The organism is Wolbachia endosymbiont of Atemnus politus, from assembly GCF_013309895.1.
On the sequence record NZ_JAAXCS010000010.1, the window covers coordinates 1 to 20,164 of the forward strand.

At 36.8% G+C, this 20,164-nt stretch carries 16 protein-coding genes, 1 tRNA gene and 8 pseudogenes; 8 read left to right on the plus strand and 17 right to left on the minus strand.

The features are described 5' to 3' along the window. Nucleotides 1-212, plus strand: a 212-nt coding sequence (locus tag HET73_RS01345) for a hypothetical protein (RefSeq protein WP_174133907.1), incomplete at its 5' end; no start/stop codon positions are given. Between the two features lie 62 nt (nt 213-274). On the opposite strand, the gene terL is transcribed toward HET73_RS01345, so the two are convergent. The 7 genes and pseudogenes from terL to HET73_RS10065 all read right to left on the minus strand — a co-directional run. Then, nucleotides 275-1,714, minus strand: a complete 1,440-nt coding sequence (terL, locus tag HET73_RS01350; protein WP_174133908.1) for a phage terminase large subunit — start codon at nt 1,712-1,714, stop codon at nt 275-277. Between the two features lie 101 nt (nt 1,715-1,815). Further along, entirely contained in the window at nt 1,816-1,944 is a 129-nt protein-coding gene (locus tag HET73_RS08895; protein ID WP_281356005.1) for a hypothetical protein, read from the minus strand. A 49-nt stretch (nt 1,945-1,993) separates the two neighbouring features. Further along, nucleotides 1,994-2,149: a GIY-YIG nuclease family protein gene (locus HET73_RS09790; RefSeq protein ID WP_410543538.1), complete on the minus strand. Its 156-nt coding sequence runs from the start codon at nt 2,147-2,149 to the stop codon at nt 1,994-1,996. 1 nt (nt 2,150) lies between these two features. Beyond that, nucleotides 2,151-2,258, minus strand: a complete 108-nt coding sequence (locus HET73_RS09795) for a GIY-YIG nuclease family protein (RefSeq protein WP_410543539.1) — start codon at nt 2,256-2,258, stop codon at nt 2,151-2,153. Between the two features lie 447 nt (nt 2,259-2,705). Beyond that, nucleotides 2,706-3,698, minus strand: coding sequence for an NADH-quinone oxidoreductase subunit NuoH (gene nuoH, locus HET73_RS01360; RefSeq protein ID WP_174133430.1), 993 nt, complete (start codon nt 3,696-3,698; stop codon nt 2,706-2,708). Continuing rightward, nucleotides 3,682-5,724 carry an NADH-quinone oxidoreductase subunit NuoG gene (nuoG, locus tag HET73_RS01365; protein WP_174133915.1) on the minus strand — a complete coding sequence of 681 codons (2,043 nt, stop codon included), beginning with the start codon at nt 5,722-5,724 and terminating at the stop codon, nt 3,682-3,684. Before nuoG (HET73_RS01365) ends, nuoH (HET73_RS01360) begins: the two co-directional genes overlap by 17 nt. Before the next feature lie 21 nt (nt 5,725-5,745). After that, a pseudogene (locus HET73_RS10065) lies at nt 5,746-5,943 on the minus strand (hypothetical protein); the annotation flags it as partial. 223 nt (nt 5,944-6,166) lie between these two features. Between HET73_RS10065 and HET73_RS01375 the strand changes: the two are divergent. Beyond that, on the plus strand, nt 6,167-6,457 hold the full coding sequence (locus tag HET73_RS01375; RefSeq protein WP_174133419.1) for a GIY-YIG nuclease family protein: 291 nt from the start codon (nt 6,167-6,169) through the stop codon (nt 6,455-6,457). 65 nt (nt 6,458-6,522) lie between these two features. Here the strand turns inward: HET73_RS01375 and HET73_RS01380 are convergent, their stop codons facing one another. Both HET73_RS01380 and HET73_RS01385 read right to left on the minus strand, forming a co-directional pair. After that, nucleotides 6,523-7,005 carry an RDD family protein gene (locus tag HET73_RS01380; protein ID WP_174133909.1) on the minus strand — a complete coding sequence of 161 codons (483 nt, stop codon included), beginning with the start codon at nt 7,003-7,005 and terminating at the stop codon, nt 6,523-6,525. Nucleotides 7,006-7,026: 21 nt separating this feature from the next. Further along, nucleotides 7,027-7,518 (minus strand): RDD family protein, encoded by a 492-nt coding sequence (locus tag HET73_RS01385; protein WP_174133910.1) that lies wholly within the window; start codon nt 7,516-7,518, stop codon nt 7,027-7,029. Between the two features lie 145 nt (nt 7,519-7,663). Here HET73_RS01385 and icd point away from each other — a divergent pair, with 145 nt between their 5' ends. Both icd and nth read left to right on the plus strand, forming a co-directional pair. Beyond that, the gene (icd, locus tag HET73_RS01390; RefSeq protein WP_174133911.1) at nt 7,664-9,082 is read left to right on the plus strand and encodes an isocitrate dehydrogenase; all 1,419 of its coding nucleotides are present in this window, start codon (nt 7,664-7,666) and stop codon (nt 9,080-9,082) included. Nucleotides 9,083-9,114: 32 nt separating this feature from the next. Next, nucleotides 9,115-9,771 (plus strand): endonuclease III, encoded by a 657-nt coding sequence (gene nth / locus HET73_RS01395; RefSeq protein WP_174132988.1) that lies wholly within the window; start codon nt 9,115-9,117, stop codon nt 9,769-9,771. Between the two features lie 822 nt (nt 9,772-10,593). Here nth and HET73_RS01405 read toward each other — a convergent pair. Continuing rightward, a complete protein-coding gene (locus HET73_RS01405) occupies nt 10,594-10,977 on the minus strand; it encodes a TraR/DksA family transcriptional regulator (protein WP_174133912.1) in 384 nt (127 codons plus the stop codon). Between the two features lie 106 nt (nt 10,978-11,083). On the opposite strand from HET73_RS01405, the pseudogene HET73_RS01410 reads away from it, so the two are divergent. Then, nucleotides 11,084-11,733: pseudogene (locus HET73_RS01410) on the plus strand (heme exporter protein CcmB). Here the strand turns inward: HET73_RS01410 and HET73_RS01415 are convergent. From HET73_RS01415 to HET73_RS01425, 3 pseudogenes are all read right to left on the minus strand, one after another. Next, nucleotides 11,730-12,337, minus strand: a pseudogene (locus HET73_RS01415) (RlmE family RNA methyltransferase). The pseudogenes HET73_RS01410 and HET73_RS01415 overlap by 4 nt on opposite strands. A 63-nt stretch (nt 12,338-12,400) precedes the next feature. After that, nucleotides 12,401-12,974, minus strand: a pseudogene (locus HET73_RS01420) (PopZ family protein). 19 nt (nt 12,975-12,993) lie between these two features. Then, nucleotides 12,994-14,234 (minus strand): annotated as a pseudogene (locus HET73_RS01425) (TolC family protein). Nucleotides 14,235-14,364: 130 nt separating this feature from the next. Here HET73_RS01425 and rplM point away from each other — a divergent pair. From rplM to HET73_RS01440, 3 genes are all read left to right on the plus strand, one after another. Then, nucleotides 14,365-14,832 (plus strand): 50S ribosomal protein L13, encoded by a 468-nt coding sequence (gene rplM, locus HET73_RS01430; RefSeq protein ID WP_174133913.1) that lies wholly within the window; start codon nt 14,365-14,367, stop codon nt 14,830-14,832. A gap of 2 nt (nt 14,833-14,834) precedes the next feature. Next, nucleotides 14,835-15,281: a 30S ribosomal protein S9 gene (gene rpsI / locus HET73_RS01435; protein ID WP_174133914.1), complete on the plus strand. Its 447-nt coding sequence runs from the start codon at nt 14,835-14,837 to the stop codon at nt 15,279-15,281. Between the two features lie 204 nt (nt 15,282-15,485). Beyond that, nucleotides 15,486-15,740, plus strand: a complete 255-nt coding sequence (locus HET73_RS01440; protein ID WP_343033059.1) for an HU family DNA-binding protein — start codon at nt 15,486-15,488, stop codon at nt 15,738-15,740. On the opposite strand, the pseudogene HET73_RS01445 reads toward HET73_RS01440, so the two are convergent. The 4 genes and pseudogenes from HET73_RS01445 to HET73_RS01460 all read right to left on the minus strand — a co-directional run bounded on the left by HET73_RS01445 (nt 15,733) and on the right by HET73_RS01460 (nt 20,150). After that, nucleotides 15,733-16,460, minus strand: a pseudogene (locus HET73_RS01445) (pyridoxine 5'-phosphate synthase). The gene HET73_RS01440 and the pseudogene HET73_RS01445 sit on opposite strands and share 8 nt — an antisense overlap. 594 nt (nt 16,461-17,054) lie before the next feature. Continuing rightward, nucleotides 17,055-18,062: pseudogene (gene nuoH, locus HET73_RS01450) on the minus strand (NADH-quinone oxidoreductase subunit NuoH). Then, nucleotides 18,046-20,077, minus strand: a pseudogene (gene nuoG, locus HET73_RS01455) (NADH-quinone oxidoreductase subunit NuoG). Before nuoG (HET73_RS01455) ends, nuoH (HET73_RS01450) begins: the two co-directional pseudogenes overlap by 17 nt. 1 nt (nt 20,078) lies before the next feature. Next, nucleotides 20,079-20,150, minus strand: a tRNA-Thr gene (locus HET73_RS01460). Between the last annotated feature and the right edge of the window lie 14 nt (nt 20,151-20,164).

A 20,164-nucleotide genomic window follows, 5' to 3' on the forward strand; every position in this document is an offset into this window, starting at 1 on the left:
AAAAATTTAAGGATTTTATAGAGGAGCATCTTAAGAGATCTGGTTCTTTCTCTCTCGAAAATCCGGTTTATCCTGATTCAGAAAAGAGTAGTGTTACTCTGACCGGCATTCGCAAAATTGAATCTCTGGGCTCTAAACCACTTTCAGAAATAGATTCTGTTAAGGCTACGCAACAACGTCAAGAAAATAAAGAAGTAGAAATGAGTCATTAATGATTATCTGACCTTACTTACGCTATAACCCCTCAACCAGGGCTTTTACCCTAGCCCTGGATCTACAATGCCCGTAGAGCTGCAACTCTGGAAGTACTGTTTCTCATCCACTGTAGGTATTGTATGGTGCTGTCAACTTGGTCGTTGTAGTGTGTTTCTGGGAACATTAAAATTTCGTATTCAAAGTCATTGAGCCATATCGCTTGGTGCGGCAGAAAGACCTTGCCAGATTCTATAATTGGAACAATTTGGTGGAATCGAGCAAGTTTGTCTTCATGCGGCACTATTTCGATAATAGGTAAATCACTGTTTGCCTTTAGCTCTTGTACCAATTGCTGACCACTTGTTTTTGCTTCGATCAAAATTGCATGTGGCGACCATCTTGCCGCTAAGGACAGAACTTGCTCTTTAAGCTTTGGATACTCAAGTTTTGCGCGATATACATCGAGTAAATAGAATTTATTGTCCGCTTTTGCCCAGGTGGTGCAAACGCTAAAACTGCTCGTGTCGTTTGTTGAAACCGCAGTATCCCAACTTTGTGTTACATGCGAGAAGGAAACATTTCTATAGTGCTTCAGCCACTCTCGTTTAATTATGCCACTTGAAAGTGGCAGAGGATTCTGTTGATATTGCGCAGCAAAGGCATAACTTCCAAGTTCAGCTTTTATCGTCTCAACTTCTTCTTTTTCTAGGGGATATAGCAGCTGACCTTCCTTTTTTAAGTATAAAATTCTTGCGGATGCAGCGTAAAATGCTGTTTCATTGCTGGTGTGCCCATTTTTAGTTACTTGGATGACAGACAAGGAAGGTGCTGGCTTTTTGATTGAATGAATGATCTCATTATTTTCAGCTATCAGTGGCAAACAAACATGGTGCCACATGTTCTTTGGTTTAGAAAGAAGGTATCCAGTTAAATCCTCCAGGTGCAGTCTGTGCATCACCAGAACAATGACTCCTTTTTTTCTATTGTTGAGCCTGCTTACCAGAGTCTGGTCAAACCAGTCTGTAGCACGCTTTCTGAGCGTTTCGCTCAAAGCTTGGGCAGGGCTCAGCGGGTCATCGACAATGATGAAATCACCGCCTTCGCCAGTCAGCGTTCCTCCAACTGACGTTGCGATTCTATATCCCCTTTGCACTGTTTGAAATTTATATTTAGTGTTTTGTTCTGTGGATAGCTCTACCTCTGGGAACAGCCCTCTATACCAACTAGACTGCATTACGCACCTTGTATCGAGCGAGTGCTTTTCGCTAAGCCGCTGGGAATAGCTTGCAACTATTATCCTTGCGGTTGGCCGATGGCCCAGTATCCACGCAGGCCACGCAACACTCACACACATAGACTTCATCGAGCGCGGAGGCATATTGAATATTATTCGCCTCACTTCCCCAGTACTCGCGGCTTCTAGCCTGTCTGCTATGACTTTTATATACTGATAATCGTTATACTCACATCCAGGCATTACTGTTTGAAAGCATAGTTCGATGAATTTTAAAAAGTTCATATTAGTCTCCTATAGTGTTATTGGGTATTCAAGTAGCCATTTGGTGTCATCTCAGTGCTGAGATCCAGAAAAAATATAGGTCACGTGCTGGAATGACAAGGTTATCTCTCTATAGTGTCATCCCAGTGTCCCTCTCCTGTCATCCCAGTGCGTGACACTGGGATCTCATTCCACTCCATAATGATGTCATGCCTCTTTTTTCTGTCATTCAATGCCCACTTTCTTGTCATCCCAGCACCTCCATAGTGTCATCCCAGTGCGTGACACTGGGATCTAATTTTATTTTATGATTTCCTCATATAAATCAGTCCAATATGGATTTCTTTTCACAATCAAATCAATTTTCCATTCTCTCTTCCAGCTTTTTAGCAATTTTTCTCTATTAAAAGCCGTGTTTACGTCTTGAAATTCCTCGAAGTAAACTAATTTTTGCACATTATACTTCGATGTAAAGCCAGTTGTTCTTGTGTTCCCAAACCCGTTTAACTAAATTTGACGTAACACCTATATATAGAGCTTTATTGTATTTACTTGCAAGTATAATAACTTTTCATATCTAGTAAATAAATTTACTAGATCCCAGTGTCACGCACTGGGATGACATCATAGGAGTGCCGGAATGACACTTTTTTTGTTGCTCTTGAATTGCCTTAGCTATAAACATTAAGAAATTTACCAAATGAAGAAAAAAGGCAAAGAATCCCCGAATAGCGAGTTTTGACCCTCTAATAATGTAACTTGGCGCTGTAATAATGTGCTGACGCTTAGTTTAAGCGCGATTTTGGCTGCACGTGAAAAAATTTAAAAGACGTGCAACCCCGATAATTTATATAATCCGCCAATAAATACCTTAAGTTTTTTACTGAATTTTTGTCGTTGATCCTGCGCAGGTCAAAAACAAGTTTTGAGTCAGAAATACCCTTAATGACATGATAAGGAGAATGGAGTGGCTTGTCAAATAATTTCTTCGTTTCTAAAGAATTTAATAATTCTAAATCTGTCCAGTAAAGAGTAGTATCCCTGAAACTAGTACTACCCAAAGCACCGATATCGGCAGAAATACTTTCCAACCAAGACGCATTAGTTGGTCATATCGATAACGAGGTATCGTTGCTCTAATCCAAATAAATATGAATAATAGTAAAACTATCTTCAAAATGAACCAAATTAAGCCTGGAATTTTATACAGTAAACTAAGCTCTATAGGAGGATACCACCCTCCTAGGAAGAATATTGTCATCATAGCGCTTGCTAAAATCATGTTTGCATATTCTCCCAAAAAAAAGAGAGCAAAAGGCATTGATGAATATTCAACGTTATACCCAGAGACAAGCTCCGCTTCAGCTTCTGGTAGATCAAACGGGTGGCGATTAGTTTCTGCAAGAAGAGAAATAAAAAACACTACAGCTATGGGCATTAGTAGTATATCAACCCAAAATGGCATATTATGCTTTATTACTACCATTTCCCCGAGATTTAACGTGCCAGTTGTAATAACAATTGTGGCAACTATTAGACCTATCGAAACTTCGTACGAGATCATTTGAGCAGCCGACCTTATAGCGCCAAGAAACGCGTAATTGGAATTACTTGACCAGCCTGCAATAATGATGCCATATATTCCTAGAGAGGATACAGCTAGGACATAAAGCACCCCGACATTTATATTTGCTATAACTTTTACCTGCTGGTCGTTTTCTGTAGCACCAAATGGTATCACTGCCCATGCAATTAATGCTAAAATAAAGGTAAGCATTGGAGCCATGATGAATAATATAGTGTTCGCTCTAAATGGTATTATCGGCTCTTTGATTAGTAACTTAATAGCATCTGCAAACGGCTGTAATAGCCCAAAAGGGCCAACAACACTTGGCCCATGTCTCAACTGAATTGCGCCAATAACTTTGCGCTCAAAGTACACTAAATACGCAACTGAAAGCAGTAGCGGTACTAAAATAAATAAGATGTTAACTAGCGTATTCATAAAAGGCTTTAGTACAATCTGTCATTATTTTTGAAGCGCGACTTATTGGGTCTGTCATGTAAAAATTACACTCCTTTAAAGTAAAAGGTCTGTCGCTTAAGCTTATTTCACCATCACTAATCGGCACCCATTTGTTTTTCACCACTTGATCAGCGTTTCTGAACTGTGGACCAATGGTATCCAATTTTTTTCTCACGTCAAATAAACTATCATATGGCAAGGAGAGACCCAAATATTGCGATAAATTCTTGATGATTAACCAATCTTCCTTTGCTTCACCAGGAGGAAGTACAGCTAAATTTGTTCTCTGGGCTCGCCCTTCAGTATTCACATAAGTTGCATATTTCTCTGTGTATGCAGCTCCAGGCAAGATGATATCTGCTATGAGTGCTCCTCTATCACCATGATGACCTTGATAAATTACAAATGTATTTTCTAACTTTGATGTATCAATTTCATCTGTACCAAGAAGGTAAACAACTTCTATTTCACCACTTTCTGCCTGCTTCAGTATTTGATTAATGTCTTTTCCATCTTTCTTAGGAACGAATCCAATATCTAATCCACCAACTCTTGCTGCGGCTTTATGTAGCACGTTGAAACCATTCCAGTCATCTCTAACCATATTAAATTTTTCTGCGATTGTACTGGCTAGGGCTAAAATTGATTCGGAATCATCTCTTGTCAACGCATCTTGACCGATGATGAGCATAGGGCTTTGAGCAGCGCTCAGCAGCTTGCAAAATTTGTGATTTCCTTTCGCTATTTCATTTAAAATGCTGGGACTGTCGCCTAGCTTTTCAACATGATACAAATACTCGATGTCATAACCAACGCTTGCAATAGAAAAATTACCTTGTAAGTATCTTTTTCTTATGCGTACATTGATAATTGGCGCCTCTACTTTGGGATTTGTGTTTATAAGCAGACATAAATCTGCACTCTCAATACCCTCAATAGTAGTATTGAATACATATGACCCACGATTATTTGGTACAAGCTTTGCTCCATCCTGTCTGCAGTCTATATTGGCTGAGCCAAGCTTGTGCATCATTTCTTTTAGTAGAAGCATAGATTCACAGTCTGCTAGATCACCTGCAATTGCCGCTATTTTGTTTGGCTCTGTACTCCTTAGTTTTTTTGCAGCAACAGTTAGTGTTTCATTCCAATCAACTGGAACTAATTTACCATCTTTTTTTATGTAAGGTTGATCAAGGCGTTGTACTTTGAGTCCATCATAAGCAAAACGAGTTTTATCTGATATCCACTCTTCGTTGATTTCTTCATTGAGTCTTGGCAATATTCGCATAACTTCTGGACCACGGTAGTCAACTCTAATTGCGCTTCCCACAGCATCGAGCACATCTATAGTTTCACAATGTAATAGCTCCCATGGGCGCGCCTTAAATGAGTAAGGTTTGGAAGTCAAAGCCCCTACAGGACAGAGATCTATGATATTTCCAGACAATTCAGAGCTAATATGTTTTTTTATATAAGTGCTAATCTCTACATTTTCTCCCCTTCCAATTCCCCCAAGTTCATTTGTACCTGCAACGTCGGACAAAAACCTAACGCACCGAGTGCAATGGATGCATCGGTTCATTGCAGTTTCAATCAGTGGCCCAAAGTGTTTCTTTGGTACGGCTCTTTTATGCTCATCGAGCCTGCTTGTTCCATAGGCCATTGTTATATCTTGCAAATCGCACTCGCCGCCTTGATCGCAAATTGGGCAATCAAGCGGATGGTTAATGAGCAAAAACTCGAGCACCCCTTCACGTGCCTTTTTGACTTTAGGGGTATCAGTGTGAATAACCATACCTTCTACAACTGGCATTGCACAGGAAGCTACTGGTTTTGGAGGCCCGCCTTCTACTTCAACCAAACACATTCTGCAATTACCGGCAATTGCTAAACGCTCATGGTAACAAAAGCGTGGAATTTCAACGCCCACAGCCTCACAGGCTTGGATTATAGTAAATCCAGGCTCTACTTCACATTCCTGAGAATTGATAGTAACTTTTACCACAAACTCAAACCAACTATACAGCTTTATAGGGTTGCCACTTATCTCATCTTCAACTAGATTGCCATTATCATACTGAGCAGACATATAATTCATGCGCGAGTCGCGGTCTATATATCTAACTGGTTTTACCGGTTTATCTTTATACATTTTTTGTTCAGCTTTCTTACGCTGAGTAGGGTTATTTTTACTAGCTGTTTTCGCTTTTCCGCCTGCTGCCATATGAACTCCTAAAAACTTCTCATTTTATTTTAACACTTATAGCGTCAATATTAAATAACCTTAAAGTTTCAATGGATATCTAAATTATTGAGTACTATGGCTAAAGTAACTGAGTCGTCATCCCGCTACGTGTTAGCGGGATCTCTTGTTGGCGGCTGAGAGATACCGCGACAGTATGACAGTAACATCGGTAAACCTCAGTTACTCTAGCTAAATGATTGAGATGAAGTTATCATATATTTATATACTTACAAATAAGACTAATAGCACATTGTATATTGGTGTTACTGCAAATTTGATTAAGAGGATTTGGGAACACAAAAACAAAGTTGTTTCAGGTTTTACATCAAGATATAATGTAAATAAACTTGTATATTTTGAAGAATTTGAAGATATAAGTTTAGCTGTTGCAAGAGAAAAGCGCCTGAAAGGGTGGCCAAGGCAGTGGAAAATTAATTTGATCAATCAAAAGAATTCTAGCTGGGTTGATTTATATTACTCAACTTTAAGATAGGGATAGTACCTATGCTGAGATCCCGCTAACACGTAGCGGGATGACAAATTGTAGGGAAGCCTAAATTATTTAGCTATAGGTTTATAATCTATCACTACCGTGTTTGCAATTTTATCGTGAAAAGCTTGTTTATGTTTATTATCTACTGCACATACTAAAACTAGGATTAGTATAGCTAGAAGTAAAATAGGATTATAAAGCGATATACAGTAAATTATGAAAAAAGCGATGGTTCTTTTTATTGCTTGTATTAGAGTGATCTGCTCAAGTGTATCTTTGTCTCTTACACGCATGCTAAATAACAAGTGCCCTAGAGTGCCGCCAAATTTTACTAGCATGAATATATTGAATACACATGGTATCATTAAAAATAAAGAAAATACAATCGTGGTGATTACAATTATTGCACCCATGATCCCTTGTATTGCGTGTGTAAGTGAGAAACCCACCGCCATTGAACCAAATGGTATTGCGATAAATAAAATACAATCAACTATGAATGCTAAAACACGTCTTGTCATTGTTGAGTAGTTTACTTTTTTATCCATGTACTACCTATAAAGGAAAACTCAACTCGGTTTATAGTCTATTACTACTGTTTTTGCAATTTTATCATACACAGTCTGTTTGCGCTGATCAAATACTGCAAATAATATAACTAAAATTGGTAAAATGGAAACCCAACCGAAGGCTTGAGGTGAGGAAAGCATACACCAAAGAACTCCACTTAAAACACACCTTATTGTTGCTTGTACTGGAGTAACATTTTTAAGCGTATTCGCATTTTTTATATATATGCCACACAATAGTTTTCCTGGAGTACCACCGTACTTCGTTATCATAAAGATGCTAAACACTAGATATGTTATAAGGAACACTGTTGCAAGGATCATTATGCGAGTCGTTACAGTGTAATAAAATTCTTCTATATTATCCAACGATGAGGGATACTGAAATAGAGAAAAGACTAAAATAAATGCTACTACTGTCCATAAAACGCTGTCAACCACATATGCTAAAGCTCGCCTCAGAATTCCTGCATAACTTATTTCAGTATTCATAACCCCACCTATATTTCATAATATCATCATATAATATAAAAGCACGTTATTAAATAACCGTAAATATACTAATTTGGATAATACTAGCTGCTTGTGCCACTCTATTATTTGAATTAACATTAAGTCATTTATAATCGGGAAAGTTATGTCAACACCAATCACAGTTGCATATGGCGACGGTATCGGACCAGAAATTATGGAAGCGGTGCTGTCAATATTGCGCGAAGCAGAAGCAAAAATCTCAATAGATATTATTGAAATAGGTGAGCGTGTTTATAGTAAGGAATGGTCTCACGGAATTTCTCCAAGTGGTTGGGAATCAATTGGAAGGACAAAAATATTATTAAAATCTCCAACAACAACTCCTCAAGGTAAAGGCCACAAAAGCTTAAATGTAGCGCTCAGAAAGAACCTAGGGTTATATGCAAATATCAGACCGTGTATTTCATATCATCCTGTGATAGAAAATAAATTCGATAAGTTTGATATTGTGGTGATACGCGAAAATGAAGAAGACGTTTACACCGGAATAGAGCATAGGCTCACTGGTGACTCTTACCAATGCACTAAAATTATTACTAGATCTGGCTCAGAGAAAATATGCAGATACGCTTTTGAATACGCGAAAAAACACAACAGAAAAAAAGTAACTTGCCTGACTAAAGACAACATAATGAAAATGACCGACGGCACTTTCCATGCAGCGTTTGATCGTATTGCAAAAGAATACCCAGATATAAAGGCAGAACATTATATAGTTGATATTGGAATGGCGCGTGTTGCCACAGAGCCCGAAAGCTTCGATATTATAGTAACCGAGAACTTGTATGGTGATATATTGTCAGATATAGTAGCACAAACCTCAGGTTCTGTAGGGTTAGCTGGAAGTAGCAATATAGGTAATGAATATGCAATGTTCGAAGCAGTTCACGGTTCTGCTCCTGATATTGCAGGAAAAAATGTAGCTAATCCTTCAGGCCTTTTAAATGCTGCAGTGCATATGTTAATTTACGTAGGTCAAGTGGGTACTGCAAAACTAATTTACGATGCATGGCTCAAGACTTTGGAGGATGGAATACACACTGCCGATTTATATAAAGAGAAAAAGAGTAAACAAAAAGTTGGTACCAAAGAATTTGCAGAAGCTATTGTAGATAACCTAGGAAAGAAACCTGCAACATTATCTGAGCTTATAATTAGCAGTAGTGCAAGTAGTAAAATGAGTAAAATACAAGATAGCTACGAACAGGACTACAAAGTTAGAAAGCTGGTTGGTAGCGATATAACACTTGCTTGGGACAAATCAAGCAATTTTGATCAAATAGCAGAGTTATTCGAGTCGAGTAATCCGAAAATTATAGCAATATACTCAAAAGGACTTGCAATTTGGCCAGGAAGTTCAAAATCTTCAAGTGATCAAATAACCTGCAGATTTATTGCAAGTAATGAAATTATAAATAGTGATATAAATAGCCTGCTAGTCAAACTTGAAGAAAATAACTTTGACGTGGTGAGAATGGATAAATTGTATTTATATGATGGGAAAGAGGGATTTTTTGTTTAAATAAAATACTTAAAAGAGATATCATAAATGAAATGGACTCAAAAAAAGTAGAACTGATATTTGAAAAGTTTCAAGAATCGAATCCTATACCGAAAATAGAGCTAAATTACACCAATCATTTTACATTACTGGTTGCAATAGTTCTATCAGCGCGGACGACCGATGTGAGTGTTAATAAAATTACAAAAGAACTATTTAACATCACCGATACGCCAGAAAAGATGCTGAGCTTGGGACAAGAAAAGTTGAGAAAACGCATAAGCAGTATTGGTTTGTATAACTCCAAAGCAAAAAATATAATTGAACTCAGCAAAATATTAGTTGAGCGGCACGATAGCAAGGTGCCTACCGATTTCAACGACTTGGTGTCTTTGCCAGGAGTTGGGAGAAAGAGCGCTAATGTGTTCTTAAATTCAGGGCTAGGCTTTCCAACATTGGCAGTTGATACTCATGTTTTTAGAGTTAGCAATAGAGTTGGACTTGTGGAAGAAAAAGATGTGTTTAAAACAGAACAGTCTCTTTTGAATGTAGTGCCAAAAAAATACCTGCTTTATGCCCATCACTGGCTGGTTTTACATGGTAGATATGTTTGCAAAGCACAAAAACCTTCGTGTGAAACGTGCATAATCCATGACTTATGCGAATTTGAGGTCAAGAGGTCCTTCTCTTGTCATTTAAGTAGTTCATAGAAATGCTAAAAACCGCTTGACAACCCCCGCCAATCTTATTATCATGACAATTAGGGTATTTCTGACTCAAAACTTGTTTTTGATCCGCGCGGATTCAATGACAAAAATTTAGTAAAAAACTTAAGGTATTTATTGGGGCTACATGTCTTTTAAATTTTTTCACATGCAGCCAAAATCGCGCTTAAACTAAGCGTCAGCACATTATTACAGCGCCAAGTTACAGTATTATAGGGTCAAAACTCGCATCACGGGGTTTTTTTTGCCTTTTTTCTCGCTTGGTAAATTTCTTAATGTTCAGATTGGTTGCAATTATGAAACGGGTAGAAAGGCAACACTCTTATGATGTCATTCCAGTACTGGAATCCAGCATTTCTGCAGTCATATTGAAAACGTTATGTTTTAGTAGCTGCCTTCTATAAATCAGTTTGCTTGCTCACAAGCAAACTTTCCTGGATCTCAGTGTCTGGGCACTGGGATGACACCATTATAGAGATCCCTGTGTCCGCTACTTGAATGACACCCTAGGGGGCACTGGAATGACAAGAGAAAGAATTATAAATTCATGGATCCCAGTGTCACGCACTGGGATGACACCCTCCTGTTTTGGATTCCAGTGTCTGGGCACTGGAATGACACCCTCCGTTTGGATCTATGATGAGAGATACTACGGCGGTATGACGTGCTTTCTTGTGTTAGCTATAGATCAAAATTTACTCTAAAAAAATAAATGTAACAAACAAGGCACCCTCTTTAAATGTTGCTATATTGGACGATATTTTCTTAACTTGATGAGTATCATCACTAAGTCCTGTCTTTTATACCCTAATCTTCGATGTTATATACGTTCTTTTCTTTTTCTAATCTTTCTTGCTCTTCAATACAATGTATAGCAAGCGGATTGGCTTTCAGTCTTTCAATCCCTATTTCTTCTCCTGTCCCTTCACAATAGCCGTAAGTACCTAATTTTATTTTTTCTAATGCCTCCTTAATTTTTTCTCTTCTCTCTTTTCTGCGCTTGATCAGTTTCTCATTTCCACTATCTTCATCAGAGTAATATATACTATCTTCTAGTTCTTGTTTCTCTAGCTCAGCAAGCATCGATTGCAACTTTAAGTTGAAGTACTCCATCTGTTTTACGCTCATGTATTCTTCATCTTCTGAAGGAGTGTAACCTTCTGATAATTTTATTTTTGGTAACTCTTCCATAATTGCATTATTAATTAAATAATAAAATCTGTATAATCTATGAATAAGAAATTATACTATCTCAAAGTAAACACTATAATTTATAATAAACATTTAAAAGCCTAGTATGATCGGCTTGTTAAAAAAATTAACAATAAACAATAACAATTTCATCTATATAATATGTATTTTTATTGTAATGTTAAGCTTATCTTCATTTACACTTGAAAATAACAGTACACAGGAAGTTATGTTAACATTTACATGGATATGCGCTACATTTGTTCTGCAAATCTCTACAAATAATTTATTTGCTTCTGATTATCATGACGGAATATTAGAGCAAATCTTCATACATAACCACTTTCCTCTAAGTTTATAATTGCTTATAAAATTTTTGCCCACTGGTTATTGTTTGGGTTGCCGATTTCAATAATTTCTTCCATGTTTAGCTTCGTAGTGCTGGGTAACAATATTGAATACTCAGTAGCAATTGGCTTATCTTTGTTACTAAATACGCTGATAGTAATTAATATTTCAGCTACTGGAAATGCATTAATGATCGGTCAAAACAATTTGGCGTCAGGAATATCACAAATTCTTGTTTTGCCGATCACAATGCCAACTTTTGTATACTTTAAATTACTAGTTCAGTTTGAAAGTTTATCTTTGAATATTCATATATTACTTATTACTGCGTTAATTTTTGCCATTCTGATAGTTAATAGCACTATAGCTGCCCATATGGCACTGAAATTTGCTGTAGAGCAGGATTAGAAAGTTTTGTCATATTCCACAGAAGAACTGCTGCCGATAAAGTTTAAGCTTACTAAATACATTTCTGTAGATTCAGATCTACTTGATTTTGGTTTGAAGTATTTTACTGTTTTGAACATTTTTTTTAACTCGTTGCAAAAATCTTTGTCAGATTCTCCTTGAAAAATTTTTACTACAAACTTACCGCCATGATTTAGGAATGCTTTGCAAGGTTCAATGCTGCTTCGCATAGAAGCATGATTCTTATATGGTCCAACGATTTTAAACCACAAGACTCTGGGGCCATATCAGATAAAATTACATCAAATTTTTGATTTTTTAATCTTTCCTTTAAAATTTCAAGCTCGTTTATAATATCGCATTGTACATATTCTACTCCATTAATCGTGTTTATTGGCTTTATGTCAACGGCAACTACATTTGCTCCTTTCTGGGATGCAACTTGTGACCATCCACCGGGAGAAGCGCCAAGGTCAATAATTTTTTGTCCCTTTTGGAGCAATTTAAATTTATTATCTATTTCTATCAACTTGTATGCCGAGCGCGATCTATATCCATCCTTATTAGTTTTTTGTACATACTTGTCATTTAAATGACGATGCAACCACCTGGTTGAAGATAATTTTCGACCTTTAGCTGTTTTTACTCTAGTTTTTATCGCTGGTACCTACTTACTATTAATTATGTCTTTGAGCTCTTTTTCAACTACTTCTTTCACCAGTGTATGTAGATACTTATTTAGCCATTCCGATAACTGAGGTTTTAAAAGAGACGTAACTAATTCCTCAACGGTGAGATTTGCTTTTTTTTTTGTTGCTTATGCTGTAATTCATTTTGCATCTTTTCAAGTAGCTCTTTAATCTCTTTCATATTTTCTTTTAAAACTAGATGATCATTATTTTGTACTTGTAAGCTACTATTATCCACTCTATCACTGCTAATTTGGGTATTATGCTGCAAGCGAACACCTTTTTCTTTCTCTAAATCGTGGCTATGACTGTTGAGTTTGGTATTATCGAAAACCATTTCCTCGCTCTGATCATTATTGTTGATGTCTTCTTTATCCTCCTTTCTATTACCTTCTTCTGGATCTTCCAAGTACTCTTCTTCAAGGTACAGCACATCATCATCTTCTTTCTCTTTTATTTTCACTTTGTCATCATTTGCGTTTTTACCAGATATAGCTTTTTTATATCCTCTAGGATATCTTTTACAGATTGATTATTTTGTCCATCATTCATAACGCTAATACCATTAAATTTAGAAATCTATACTATTTATCGTAAAAAGCAACTTGTAAACACTGATCACGTAATCACTTTTTGCTTCAACTAAATCCGAACGTGCTTTAAATAATGCATCTTCAGTGTCCAAAAGCTCAGTTGTGCTTTTTAAATTTTGAAGTTGACTTCTTGCTCAACTCCTTCTAACGCTAGGGCTGCTGCTTTTTCGGCCTCTTGACTTGCTTTAATAACAGCCTTTGCTGTCAGGACGTTATTCCAAGCATTTACGACCTCTTTTTCTATATTCTTCACTGTCTCATAATAATCATGAGTGGATCTTTTTGCATCCATTCTAGCTTGACTTACACCAAAAGCATTCATTCCTCTCTTAAAGATTGGAACATCAAGAGTAAAACCAATCCTGACATTTCCTAATATCTCCTCGAATAAAGGCTTCTCTTTCTTGCTCAAATCAAGATTTGTACTTGCAGCAAGATTTAAAGATGGAAGCAATTTAGAGGTTGCAGCAATCACTCCCATTCCGGCTGCTCTTTTTTGATAAACTGCTGCTTTTAGAGACAGATTATTGGTTTTTGCTAATTGTAAACACTCGGTTAGTTCCGGAATGGAAGGTAATTTATCATTAGCTTCAGAAAGTTCATCAGGATCTTCACCAATTAAGTGAAAGTAAGCAATGTTTGCCAATTTTAATTTGCCTTCAGCATCGACTCTTTCTGACACTGAAGATGAAAATTTTGCTTTTGCTAGTGAAACTTCAGCGTTGGTCACCTCTCCAAGGGAAAGACGTTTTTTCATCGCTGACAAGTGCTCTAGAGAAACGCGTTCTTTGTGCTCTCTCAATTTTAATATTTCTGTCCTTCGTAAAACGTCAACGTATGCTTTTACGGTATTAAGCGCAAGTTCTTGTTTCAACTGTTGAAACCGCATCTTTTCTGCTTTGAGGAGGTTACTTGATCGGTTAAATGTAGCAAAAGTGCCACCGCCGTCTATTATTCTCTGACTCAATATAAGGCCTGAATTTTGTGAGTTGCCAATAATATTAAAACCACTATCAAAGTTGTATCGCAAGTTAATCTCAGGTAAAAATCCAGCTAGCCCGGAAGATTTTAGCTGTCTTTCTGCGCTTTTATATTGGTAGAATTGAGATTTTAATTTTGAACTATTTTTAATGGCTTTATTTATAGCTTCTTCAAGATCGATTGCATAGCAACTTATAGTACTAAAAATGACCGCGAGCGTAATAATTAACCGAAACATTCTACTCCTATGTATATTGGGCTGTGCAGCTAAATTACTAACATAAATTGCTTTAGTAATCAATAACTAATGTTGTTGACAGTATTTAGAAATTAAGTGTATCATAGCTTACTATTGTATAATTGAAACGATGAAGACTTTTTTCTTAAAAGAAAAACAAATCAATAAAAGGTGGTTTGTTATAGATGCAGAAGGGTTAGTAGTAGGAAGGCTTGCGGCGTTTGTAGCAACATTACTGCGTGGAAAACATAAACCTGAATATACACCTCATATGGATTGTGGTGATAATGTAATTATCATCAACGCAGAGAAGGTGCATTTTACTGGAAAGAAACTTAAAGAGAAAATTTACTATAAGCATACAGGTTATCCTGGTGGTTTGAAAAAAACTACTCCGGGTAATATTCTGAATGGCAAATTCCCCGAGCGTGTAATAGAAATGGCAGTACAAAGGATGCTTGATGGTGGCCCTATGGCACGTAAGCGTTTTGAAAATTTATATGTTTATTCTGGTACAGAATATAAGCACCAAGAGCAGCAACCTGAAAAGATAGATTTTGCTTCTTTGAATCGTAAAAATAAAAAAATGATGGAGTAAAAATGGAAAATTCTGTAATAAATCAATCAGAAAAAATAACTAAACCAGCAATTGATTCACTGGGTTGTTTATATGCTACAGGTCGAAGAAAGGAATCTGTAGCAAGAGTATGGATAAAGCTAGGAAGTGGAAAGTTTAATGTTAATCAGAAAGACAAGCTATTGGATTACTTTAAGAGGGAATCAGTATGCCAGATAGTGAAAATGCCACTTATTGTAGCATCTATGCTAGATAAGTATGATATATTTGCAACTGTGCAAGGTGGAGGGTTGTCTGGTCAAGCAGGTGCTTTAGCTCATGGAATAAGCAGAGCTTTAAGTAAAATAAGCCAGGATTTACACTCTATATTGCGTAAAGACGGATACTTAACACGAGATTCACGTGTTGTTGAACGTAAAAAATATGGTCAACACAAAGCTCGGAAAAAATGTCAATTTTCCAAAAGGTAGTTATTTTTTAGTGATGCTTTTTGTAAATGTTATATAAATGTTAAAAAAGTGTATGATGTTATCTATTTTCACGATAAATTTAGTTGACTATCGGTATGAACGTAATATGCTGTTTGTGTAATTTTTTCAATATTAAGGTAATTTATGAGTAAGGAAGATATAATAAATAAATTAAAACAAGCTTGTTCTAGTCAAGGTGTATAAATAACAAAATCTGGCTTGAGCAAGATTTTTGATGCGTTTATGGAAATAATAAAGGATACACTAGATGAGAATGGTGAAATACGTCTCCATGGAGTAAGTACATTTTCTACTGCTATAAGTCAGGAGAAACAATGTCGTAATCCTCAAAGTGGTGAAATCATGACTGTTCCTAAAAAAACAAGAGTGAAATTTAAAAAAGCGAATCAGACTCTTTTAAGCACTTTAAATGAGAAGGAAAAAGCTGTAGTTAATTAGATATCATCATTTTCATTGTTTTAACTGCGCTGTGTAAGCCGTAAAGCACGGCTTCACTGATTAAATAATGGCCTATATTAAGAGCTGAGATGTGAGGTATCGCTTTTATCATTTTAGCATGTGTAAAAGTTATGCCATGTCCTGCGTGGCATTCTATTCTTAGCTTATTTATATACTCTGCAGCATTAGTAATTAACTGTAGTTTTTTCTCTGATGGACTATCACAATAATCTCCTGTGTGGATTTCTATTATGTCAGGTTTTGTCTCTAGCTTCTCGAGATATCTTAGTTGATTAATGTTTGGATTGATAAACAGTGAGACCTTTATACTAGAGCTGTGTATTTCCTCTATTATTCTAGAAAGTTTATTATACATATTAATGATATCTAAACCACCTTCTGTTGTTAATTCTTCTCTTTTTTCTGGCACTATGTTAATCGAATAGGGTTTTACCTTTTTTGCTATTTCAAGCATCTCTTCTGTAGCTGCAATTTCGAGGTTCAGCTCAGTATTGATGCTTTTTTTGAGGTTAAACACATCCTTATCTCTAATATGTCTTCTCGTAAGTGTACGGTGATAAAATCTGCTCCAGCATAAATGGCTATTTCTGCTGCTTTCAGTGGATCTGGGTAAGAAGTTCCACGCGCATTACGGAGGGTTGCAACGTGATCGATGTTAACACCTAGTTTCATAATCCACCTCAAAAACAGATTATACATGTCATTAAGTCTTTTGCATAGTCATTGTTTAATACCATAGCCGGGCTAAAAAACCCCTTGACAAATCCCGCCAATCTCATTACAATGACAATGAAGCTATTCATTTAGCTTCAATCTGTGCAAATTAAATGGCGAAAGTATCACGGTTGGCGTCTTATTTTTTAATTTTTGCACTATGTGCACCTTATGTCTTTATAAATTTCACCTAGATTTCTAGGTTTTTGCCTATACAAGCTAAAATGCGATTATAAGTCGTTTAAGACAGTATAGTACGCCAACAGGATTAGAGAGTGAGCAACTTCTAGCACGGGGTTTCTTTTGCCTTTTTTTCTTCTTAGTTAATTTCTTAACGTTTAAGTAAAGATTAGTTGTAGTTTAAAAGCAGCTAAATTGCAGCGTTTAAGGCTAAAAAGATGCCAATGTTTTTGAACAGATATTGACCAGGGGTTCTTTTATCTTTTTTTCGATTTGGTAAATTTCTTAATGTATTTAGCTTAATACAAAGATTAAAGATAAATTTTAGGCCTAAAATTCCCACAATGTTACGATAAGGGGGACTGGCAATAGTTTTATTTCTATAGAATTTTAATCACTCTAAACCAGTCCGGTAAAGAGCAGTATCCCTGAAAATACTACTACCCAAAGCACCGATATCGGCAAACACTTTCCAACCATGACGCATTAGTTGGTCATATCGATAACGAGGTATCGTCTCTCTGATCCAAATAAATATGAAATAATAGAAAAATTATCTTCAAAACGAACCAAATCAAGCCTGGAATTTTGTATAGCAAACTAAGCTCTATAGGAGGATACCACCCTCCTAGAAAGAATATTGTCATCATAGCGCTTGCTAAAATCATGTTTGCATATTCTCTCAAGAAGAAGAGTGCAAAAGGCATTGATGAATATTCAACGTTGTATCCGGAAACAAGCTCTGCTTCAGCTTCTGGCAAATCAAACGGGTGGCGATTAGTTTCTGCAAGAAGAGAAATAAAGAACACTACAGCCATGGGGGGCATTAGTTAGTAGTATATCAACCCAAAATGGCATATTATGCTTTGTTACTACCATTTCTCCGAGATTTAGCGTGCCAGTTGTAATAACAATTGTGGCAACTATCAGGCCTATCGAAACTTCGTATGAGATCATTTGAGCAGCTAACCTTAGAGCGCCAAGAAATGCATAATTGGAATTACTTGACCAGCCTGCAATAATGATGCCATATATCCCAAGAGAGGATACAGCTAGAATATAGAGCACTCCAACATTTATGTTTGCTATAACTTTTGGAATTACTATTTGCTGTCCATTTTCTGTAGCGCCAAATGGTATCACTGCCCAGGCAATTAATGCTAAAATAAAGGTAAGCATTGGAGCCATAAGGAATAACATGGTGTTCGCTCTAAATGGTATTATCGGCTCTTTGATTAGTAACTTAATAGCATCTGCAAATGGCTGTAGCAGCCCAAAAGGGCCAACAACACTTGGGCCATGTCTTAGCTGAATCGCACCAATAACTTTGCGTTCAAAGTACACTAAATATGCAACCGAAAGCAGTAGCGGTACCAAAACAAATAAGATGTTAATTAGCGTATTCATAAAAGGCTTTAGTACAATCTGTCATTATTTTTGAAGCGCGACTTATCGGGTCTGTTATGTAAAAATTACACCCCCTTTAAAGTGAAAAGTTTGTCGCTTAAGCTTATTTTACCATCGCTAATCTGCACCTATTTGTTTTTCACCACTTGATCAGCGTTTCTGAACTGTGGACCAATGGTGTCTAATTTTTTTCTCACGTCAAATAAACTATCATATGGTAAGGAGAGGTCCAGATATTGAGATAAATTCTTGATAATCAACCAATCTTCCTTTGCTTCACCAGGAGGAAGTACAGCTAAATTTGTTCTCTGAACTCGACCTTCAGTATTCACACAAGTTGCATATTTCTCTGTGTATGCAGCTCCGGGTAAAACGATATCTGCTATGTGTGTCCCTTTATCGCCATGGTGACCTTGATAAATTACAAATGTATTTTCTAACTTTGATATGTTAATTTCAACTGCACCAAGAAGATAAACAATTTCTATTTCGCCACTTTCTGTCTGCTTTAGTATTTGGTTAATGTCTTTTCCATCTTTTTTAACAAATCAAATATCCAATCCGTCAAAGTTTGCTGCGACTTTATGCAGCACGTTAAAACCATTCCAGTCATCTCTGACCATATTAAATTTTTCTGCAATTGTAGCAACTAGGACTAAAATTGACTCGGAATCGCCTCTTGCTAATGCATCTTGACCAATGATGAGCATAGGGCTTTGAGCAGCACTCATCAGCTTGCAAAATTTGTGATTTCCTTTCGCTATATCATTTAAGATACTAGGATTATTGCCTAGCTTCTCAACATGATATAAATACTCAGCAACAGGACTACGATTGCAATGGTAAAATTACCTTGTAGGTACCTTTTTCTTATGCGTGCATTAATAATCGGTGCCTTTACTTTGGGATTTGTGTCGATAAGCAAGCATAAGTCTGCATTCTCAATGCCCTCAATAGTGGTATTGAACACATATGATCCACGATTATTCGGTAAAAGTTTTGCTCCGTCCTGTCTGCAGTCTATATTTGCTGAGCCAAGCTTGTACATCATTTCTTTCAGTAGAAGCATAGACTCACAATCTGCTATATCACCCGCAATGGCTGCTATTTTGTTTGGTTTTGTACTCTTTAACCTTTTTTTCAGCAACTGTTGACGCTTCATTCCAATCAGCCGAATCTAATTTACCATCTTTCTTTACGTAAGGTTGATCAAGGCGTTGCATTTTTAGTCCATCATAGGCAAAACGAGTTTTATCTGATATCCACTCTTCATTAATTTCTTCATTGAGCCTTGACTTCAGGGCCACGATAGTCGACTCTAATTGCGCTTCCCACAGCATCGAGCACATCTATATTTTCACAATGTGATAGCTCCCCTGGGCGCGCCTTAAATGAGTAAGGTTTTGAGGTTAAAGCTCCCACAGGACAGAGATCTATGATATTTCCAGACAATTCAGAACTAATATGCCTTTTTATATAAGTGCTAATCTCTACATTTTCTCCCCTTCCAATCCCCCCAAGTTCATTCGTGCCTGCAACGTCAGACAAATACCTGACGTACCGAGTGCAATGGATGCACCGGTTCATTGCAGTTTCAATTAGCGGCCCAAAGTGTTTTTTTTTTGTACAGCTCTTTTATGTTCTTTAAGTCTGCTTGTTCCTTTTCCATAGGTCATTTTTATCTCTTGCAAATCGCACTCGCCGCCTTGATCGCAAATTGGGAAATCAAGCGGATGGTTAATGAGCAAAAACTCGAGCACCCCTTCACGTGCCTTTCTGACTTTAGGGGTATCAGTGTGAATGACCATACCTTTTACAACTGGCATTGCACAGGAAGTTACTGGTTTTGGAGGCCTGCCTTCTACTTCAACCAAACATATTCTGCATTTACCGGCAATTGCTAAACGCTCATGGTGACAAAAGCGTGGAATTTAAACGCCCACAGCTTCACAGGCTTGGATTATAAATAATAATTTTATATATTGCAAAGTGACATCGAAGAAAGAATTAAAAATTTGCCTTGACCGGGACTTGAACCCGGATCTTCCAATTACATGTTGGGTGCTCTACCTGTTAAGCTACCAAGGCACTTATCAACGATG

Bases quoted from the DNA above. Each gene is read 5' to 3' on its own strand.
- HET73_RS01405 (WP_174133912.1), bottom strand. From the start codon at position 10,977: ATGGAAGAGTTACCAAAAATAAAATTATCAGAAGGTTACACTCCTTCA.
- icd (WP_174133911.1), top strand. From the start codon at position 7,664: ATGTCAACACCAATCACAGTTGCATATGGCGACGGTATCGGACCAGAA.
- HET73_RS08895 (WP_281356005.1), bottom strand. From the start codon at position 1,944: ATGACAAGAAAGTGGGCATTGAATGACAGAAAAAAGAGGCATGACATC.
- terL (WP_174133908.1), bottom strand. From the start codon at position 1,714: ATGAACTTTTTAAAATTCATCGAACTATGCTTTCAAACAGTAATGCCT.
- nuoH (WP_174133430.1), bottom strand. From the start codon at position 3,698: ATGAATACGCTAGTTAACATCTTATTTATTTTAGTACCGCTACTGCTT.
- HET73_RS01385 (WP_174133910.1), bottom strand. From the start codon at position 7,518: ATGAATACTGAAATAAGTTATGCAGGAATTCTGAGGCGAGCTTTAGCA.
- HET73_RS01380 (WP_174133909.1), bottom strand. From the start codon at position 7,005: ATGGATAAAAAAGTAAACTACTCAACAATGACAAGACGTGTTTTAGCA.
- HET73_RS01375 (WP_174133419.1), top strand. From the start codon at position 6,167: ATGAAGTTATCATATATTTATATACTTACAAATAAGACTAATAGCACA.
- rplM (WP_174133913.1), top strand. From the start codon at position 14,365: ATGAAGACTTTTTTCTTAAAAGAAAAACAAATCAATAAAAGGTGGTTT.
- rpsI (WP_174133914.1), top strand. From the start codon at position 14,835: ATGGAAAATTCTGTAATAAATCAATCAGAAAAAATAACTAAACCAGCA.
- nth (WP_174132988.1), top strand. From the start codon at position 9,115: ATGGACTCAAAAAAAGTAGAACTGATATTTGAAAAGTTTCAAGAATCG.